The organism is Mycobacterium sp. E3298 (assembly GCF_001666895.1).
Lineage (GTDB): Bacteria > Actinomycetota > Actinomycetes > Mycobacteriales > Mycobacteriaceae > Mycobacterium.
The window spans coordinates 1-6,200 of the sequence record NZ_LZJB01000234.1; the positions used below are offsets into that span (position 1 = coordinate 1).

General features: G+C 71.0%; 4 protein-coding genes. All 4 read left to right on the forward strand.

Annotated elements, in window-relative coordinates; translation table 11 throughout:
- A partial coding sequence (eccB, locus tag A9X05_RS10875; protein ID WP_067781195.1) for a type VII secretion protein EccB occupies nucleotides 1-748 on the forward strand: 748 nt, incomplete at its 5' end.
- Nucleotides 745-4,707, forward strand: a complete 3,963-nt coding sequence (gene eccCa, locus A9X05_RS10880) for a type VII secretion protein EccCa (RefSeq protein ID WP_067781198.1) — start codon at nucleotides 745-747, stop codon at nucleotides 4,705-4,707. The genes eccB and eccCa, both read left to right, overlap by 4 nt.
- Nucleotides 4,704-5,003 carry a PE family protein gene (locus tag A9X05_RS10885; protein ID WP_067760824.1) on the forward strand — a complete coding sequence of 100 codons (300 nt, stop codon included), beginning with the start codon at nucleotides 4,704-4,706 and terminating at the stop codon, nucleotides 5,001-5,003. Before eccCa ends, A9X05_RS10885 begins: the two co-directional genes overlap by 4 nt.
- Before the next feature lie 39 nt (nucleotides 5,004-5,042).
- Nucleotides 5,043-6,200, forward strand: a 1,158-nt coding sequence (locus A9X05_RS10890; RefSeq protein WP_067781201.1) for a PPE family protein, incomplete at its 3' end; no start/stop codon positions are given.

A 6,200-nucleotide genomic window follows, 5' to 3' on the forward strand; every position in this document is an offset into this window, starting at 1 on the left:
TGGCTTCAGCGTGCCTGCGCCGATCGGGGCAGTGGTGGTTTCCTATGCCCTGGAACAGAATTCGTCGGGTGCGCCGCGCTACTACGCGGTGTTGCCGGACGGCCTGCAGCCCATCTCCCCGGTGCTCGCGGCGATCTTGCGCAACACCAACTCCTATGGGCTGGACCAGCCGCCTCGGCTGGGCGCCGACGCGGTGGCGAAGCTGCCGGTGTCCCGGATGCTCGACACCGCGCGCTACCCCGACCAGCAGATCACCCTCGTCGACGCGGCCAAAGATCCCGTCACGTGCGCCTATTGGAGCAAGCCCGGCGGCGCCGCCACCAGCTCGCTGAGCCTGCTGGCCGGCTCGGCCCTGCCGATACCCGAATCGATCCGCACCGTCGACCTGGTCGGCGGCGCCTCCCCGGCCACCGCGACGCGCGTCGCCCTGGCGCCGGGCACCGGCTACTTCGCCCAGACCGTCACCGGCGGCGCCGGCGCGCCCGGCACCGGGTCGTTGTTCTGGGTGTCCGACACCGGAGTTCGCTACGGCATCGACAACGAGGCGGAGACCTCGGCCGCCGGGCGTGGCAAAACCGTTGAGGCCCTGGGCTTGAGCGAGCCCGCGGTGCCCGTACCCTGGTCGGTGCTCTCGCTGTTCGCGACCGGCCCGACGCTGTCGCGGGCGGACGCGCTGCTGGCACACGACGGACTGGCGCCCGACACCAAGCCCGGCCGCGTGGCATCAGCAGAGGGAGCGCCCCGATGAGCCGACTCATCTTCGAAGCCCGCCGCCGGCTGGCGCCGCCGGTCACCCGCAAGGGCACCATCAACATCGAGGCGCCGCCCGAGTTGCCACGGGTGATCCCGCCGTCGTTCCTGCGCCGCGCGATGCCGTACGTGCTGGTGATCCTGATCGTCGGTATGGTCGTCGCGCTGTTCGCCACCGGGATGCGGCTGATCTCGCCGCAGACGCTGTTCTTCCCGTTCGTGCTGCTGCTGGCGGCCACCGCGATGTATCGCGGCAACGACAACAAGACGCGCACCGAGGAGGTCGACGCCGAACGCGCCGACTACCTGCGCTACCTCTCGGTGGTCCGCGACAACATCCGCACCCAGGCCGCTCAGCAACGGGCGGCCGCCGAGTGGTCGCACCCCGACCCGGTGGCCCTGGCCGCCGTGCCGGGGTCGCGCAGGCAATGGGAGCGCGATCCGCATGACCCGGACTTCCTGGTCCTGCGCGCCGGCCGCCACCAGGTGCCCCTGAGCACCGCGCTGCGAGTGAACGACACCGCGGACGAGGTCGACCTGGAGCCCGTGTCGCACAGCGCATTACGCGGCCTGCTCGACACCCACCGCGTCGTGCGCGACGTGCCCACCGGGATCGACCTGACCAAGGTCTCGCGGATCACCGTGCTGGGTGAGCCCGATGAGGCGCGGGCGGCGATGCGCGCCTGGCTCGCCCAGGCCGTGACGTGGCACGACCCGACCGTGCTTGGGGTGGCCCTGGTCTCCCGCGACCTGGAGAGCCCAGACTGGTCCTGGCTGAAATGGCTTGCACACGTGGATGTTCCGGGTGAGTTCGACGGCGTGGGCCCGGCGCGCCTGCTGTCGACCAACCCCGACGAGCTGGTCCTGCTGCTGGGCCCCGCGTTCGTCGACCGGCCGGCGTTCACCGGCGAGCCCGCGGACGCGCTGCGGCACCTGCTGATCGTCATCGACGACCCCGACTTCGACCTGAGCACCTCGACGCTCGCGCTCGGCCGCGCGGGAGTCACCGTCGTGCACCGCTCCGCCACCCCGCCGCACCGCGAGCAGTATTCGGACCCGGAGAAGCCGATCCTGCGCGTCGCGAACGGCGCGATCGAGCGCTGGCAGACCGGCGGCTGGCAGCCCTACATCGACGACGCCGACCTGCTCGGCGCCGACGAGGCGGCCCACCTGGCTCGCCAGCTGTCGCGCTGGGACTCCAACCCGACCCACACCGGGCTGCGCTCGGCGGCCACGCGCGGCGCCACCTTCACCACCCTGCTGGGCATCGGCGACGCCTCGCGGCTGGACGTGCCCACGCTGTGGGCGCCGCGCCGCCGCGAGGACGAGTTGCGCGTGCCCATCGGCGTCACCGCGACCGGTGAACCGCTGTTCTTCGACCTGAAGGACGAAGCCGAGGGCGGCATGGGCCCGCACGGTCTGATGATCGGTATGACGGGATCGGGCAAGTCGCAGACGCTGATGTCGATCCTGTTGTCGCTGTTGACAACCCATTCGGCCGACCGTCTGATCGTGATCTACGCCGACTTCAAGGGTGAGGCCGGCGCGGACAGCTTCCGCCATTTCCCACAGGTGGTCGCGGTGATCTCCAACATGGCCGAGAAGAAGTCGCTGGCCGACCGGTTCGCCGACACGCTGCGCGGTGAGGTGGCCCGCCGCGAAACACTGCTGCGCGAGGCTGGCCGCCGCGTGCAGGGCAGCGCGTTCAACTCGGTGGTGGAGTACGAGGGCGCGATCGCGGCGGGGCACGACCTGCCGCCGATCCCGACGCTGTTCGTGGTCGCCGACGAGTTCACCCTGATGCTGGCCGATCACCCCGAATACGCGGAGTTGTTCGATTACGTTGCCCGCAAGGGCCGCTCGTTCCGCATCCACATCCTGTTCGCGTCGCAGACGCTGGACGTGGGCAAGATCAAGGACATCGACAAGAACACCTCGTACCGCATCGGCTTGAAGGTGGCCAGTCCCAGCGTTTCCCGCCAGATCATCGGCGTGGAGGACGCGTACCACATCGAATCGGGCAAGGAGCACAAGGGCGTGGGCTTCCTGGTGCCCGCCCCGGGCGCGACCCCGATCAAGTTCCGCAGCACCTACGTCGACGGCATCTACGACCCGCCGCAGAAGGCCAAGGCCCTTGTGGTGCAGTCCGTTCCGGAGCCCAAGCTTTTCACGGCCGGACGGGTGGAACCGGAGCAGGACATGGTGATCCCGGCCGCCGAGGACGAGGAATTCACCGGCCCGCCACGCAAGCTGATCGCCACGATCGGCGACCAGCTGGCGCGTTACGGTCCGCGAGCCCCGCAGCTGTGGCTGCCGCCGCTGGACGAGCCGATCCCGCTGACCGCGGTACTGGCCCGGGCCGGGGTGCCGCAGCGCCAGTGGCAGTGGCCGCTCGGCGAGATCGACAAACCCTTCGAGATGCGCCGGGACCCACTGGTGTTCGACGCGACCTCGGCGGCCGGCAACATGGTGATCCACGGCGGCCCCAAGTCCGGGAAATCGACCGCGCTGCAGACGTTCATCCTGTCGGCGGCCAGCCTGCACTCGCCGCGCGACGTCACCTTCTACTGCCTGGACTACGGCGGCGGGAAGCTGCGGGCGCTGGAAGACCTGGCGCATGTCGGCAGCGTCGCCTCGGCGCTGGAACCCGAACGCATCCGGCGCACCTTCGGGGAGCTCGAGCAGCTGCTGCTGTCTCGGCAGCGGCGCGAGATGTTCCGGGAAAGGCACGGCGCCGCGCCCGACGACGGTTACGGCGAGGTGTTCCTGGTCATCGACAACCTGTACGCGTTCGGCCGGGACAACACCGACCAGTTCAACACCCGTAATCCGTTGCTGGCCAAGGTGAGCGAACTGGTGAACGTAGGGCTCGCCTACGGCATCCACGTCGTCATCACCACCCCGAGCTGGCTCGAGGTGCCCCTGGCCATGCGCGACGGCCTCGGCCTGCGGCTCGAGCTCAAGCTGCACGACCCGCGGGACAGCAACGTGCGGCTCGTCGGCGCGCTGCGTCGCCCCGCGGAGTCCGTGCCGCACGACCAACCGGGCCGCGGGTTGACGATGGCCGCCGAGCACTTCCTGTTCGCCAACCCCGAGCTCGACCAGGTGGCCGCGATCAACGCCCGCTACCCGGGCATGGCCGCGCCGCCGGTGCGGCTGCTGCCGACCAACCTCGCGCCGGAGGCGCTCGGCGCACTCTATCGCGGCACGGAGCAGGTGGTCATCGGCCAGCGCGAGGAGGACCTGGCGCCCGTCGTCGTCAACTTCGCCGACGAGCCGCTGCTGATGGTGTTCGGCGACAGCAAATCCGGCAAGACCACGTTGCTGCGCCACATCATTCGCACCATCCGCGAGCACTCCACGCCCGATCAGGTGGCCTTCACGGTGCTGGATCGCCGGCTGCACCTTGTCGACGAGCCGTTGTTCGCCGACAACGAGTACACCGCCAACGTCGACCGCATCATCCCGGCGATGTTGGGGCTGGCGAACATCATCGAATCGCGGCGTCCCCCGGCCGGGTTGTCGCCCGGGGAGCTGGCCCGGTGGGCATACGCCGGCCACACCCACTACCTGATCATCGACGACGTCGACCAGATACCGGACGCGCCGGCGATGAGCGGCCCGTACGTCGGGCAGCGGCCATGGACGCCGTTGATCGGAATCCTTTCGCAGGCGGCCGATCTGGGGCTGCGGGTGATCGTCACGGCGCGGGCGACCGGATCCGGGCACGCCCTGATGACCAACCCGCTGCTGCGCCGGTTCAACGACTTGCAGGCGACCACGCTGATGCTGGCGGGCAACCCGCAGGACAGCGGCAAGATCCGGGGCCAGCGCTTCGGCCGGCTGCCCGCGGGGCGGGCGATCTTGTTGGGCGACAGCGACATTCCGACGTACGTGCAGTTGGTCAACCCGCTGGTGGGTGAGGCCGCGATGTTTGGTGAAAGGGGAGAGTCATGACGTTGCGAGTGGTTCCCGAGGGCCTGGCCGCGACCAGCGCCGCGGTGGAGGCGCTGACGGCGCGGCTGGCGGCCGCGCACGCGGCGGCCGCGCCGGCCATCACCGCGGTGGTGCCGCCCGCGGTGGATCCGGTGTCGCTGCAGACCGCGCTCGGCTTCAGCGCACAGGGTCAAGAGCACGCCGCCGTCGCCGCCCAGGGCGTGGAAGAGCTCGGCCGCGCCGGCGTGGGCGTCGGCGAGGCCGGCGTCAGCTATCTCGCCGGGGACGCATCGGCCGCGGCGACGTACGGGTTCTAAGGGCGCCCGACAATGACGTCCCCCGTTGCGCCCCTTTGGATGGCTTCGCCACCCGAGGTGCATTCGACGCTGCTGAGCGCCGGTCCCGGGCCGGGGCCGCTGTTGGCGGCCGCCAGCGCGTGGACCGCGCTGAGCACCGAATACGCAACGGCGGCAGCCGAACTCACCGGGGTGGTGGGCCAGGCCCAGGCGGGGTCCTGGGAGGGGCCGACGGCCGAGCAGTACGCGGCCGCGCACGCCCCGTACCTGGCGTGGCTGCAGCAGGCCAGCGCCGACAGCGCGGGCGTGGCCGCGCAGCACGAGATCGCGGCCGCGGCGTACACCGCCGCCCTGACGGCCATGCCGACACTGGGCGAGCTCGCCGCCAATCACACCGTCCACGGGGTGTTGGTGGCGACGAACTTTTTTGGCATCAACACGATTCCGATCGCGTTGAACGAGGCCGACTACGCGCGGATGTGGGTCCAGGCCGCGACCGTCATGGGCGCCTATCAGGCCACCTCGGGCGCAGCGCTCGCGTCCGCGCCGCGCAGCACCCCGGCGCCGGCCATCGTGCGGCCGGGCGGGGAGTCGAACGACGCCGCGGTCAACGCCGCGCAGAACACCTCCAACCCCGCGAACGCGATCTCCGACTTCTTCCAGCAGCTGGCCAAGTTCCTGCAGGACTTCTTCCAGAACATTCAGCAGCTGTTGCAGAACATCTTCTCGAACCTCCCGGCGTTGCTGGCCGCCAACGGCCCGCTGCTGTTCTTCGTCGCCTACCAGGTGTTCTTCAACGCCGTCGGCTGGCCGACCTGGGGCGCGATCCTGACCGCGCCCTTCCTCATCCCGCTGCTGCTCGGCATCGGCCTGAGTTCCCTGCTCACCGCGCCCGCCGAGATCGCCCCGGTGGCGGCGGGAGCCGCCGCGGCGCCGCTGGTCGCCTCGACCAAGCCGGCGTCACTGCTGCCGGCGGTCGCGCTGGCCCCGACGGTGGCGACTCCCGCTGGGGCGCCGGCCACTTCGGTCGCGGCGGGTACCGGTACCGCTCCCGCCCCGGCGCCCGCGCCGGCGCCGAGCACCCTGGCCTACCTGGTCGCCTACGGCGGTGACCCGGAGACCGGCGTGGGACCGACGGTGGGTGGCCGTGGTGGCGCCAAAGCGCCGGCGGCGACCATCCCGGCGGCCGGCGCGGCCGCGGCCAGCCGGGCGGAGGCC

What these genes read in the sequence shown, in the direction of transcription:
- eccCa (WP_067781198.1), top strand. Translation starts at nt 745, where the DNA reads ATGAGCCGACTCATCTTCGAAGCCCGCCGCCGGCTGGCGCCGCCGGTC.
- A9X05_RS10885 (WP_067760824.1), top strand. Translation starts at nt 4,704, where the DNA reads ATGACGTTGCGAGTGGTTCCCGAGGGCCTGGCCGCGACCAGCGCCGCG.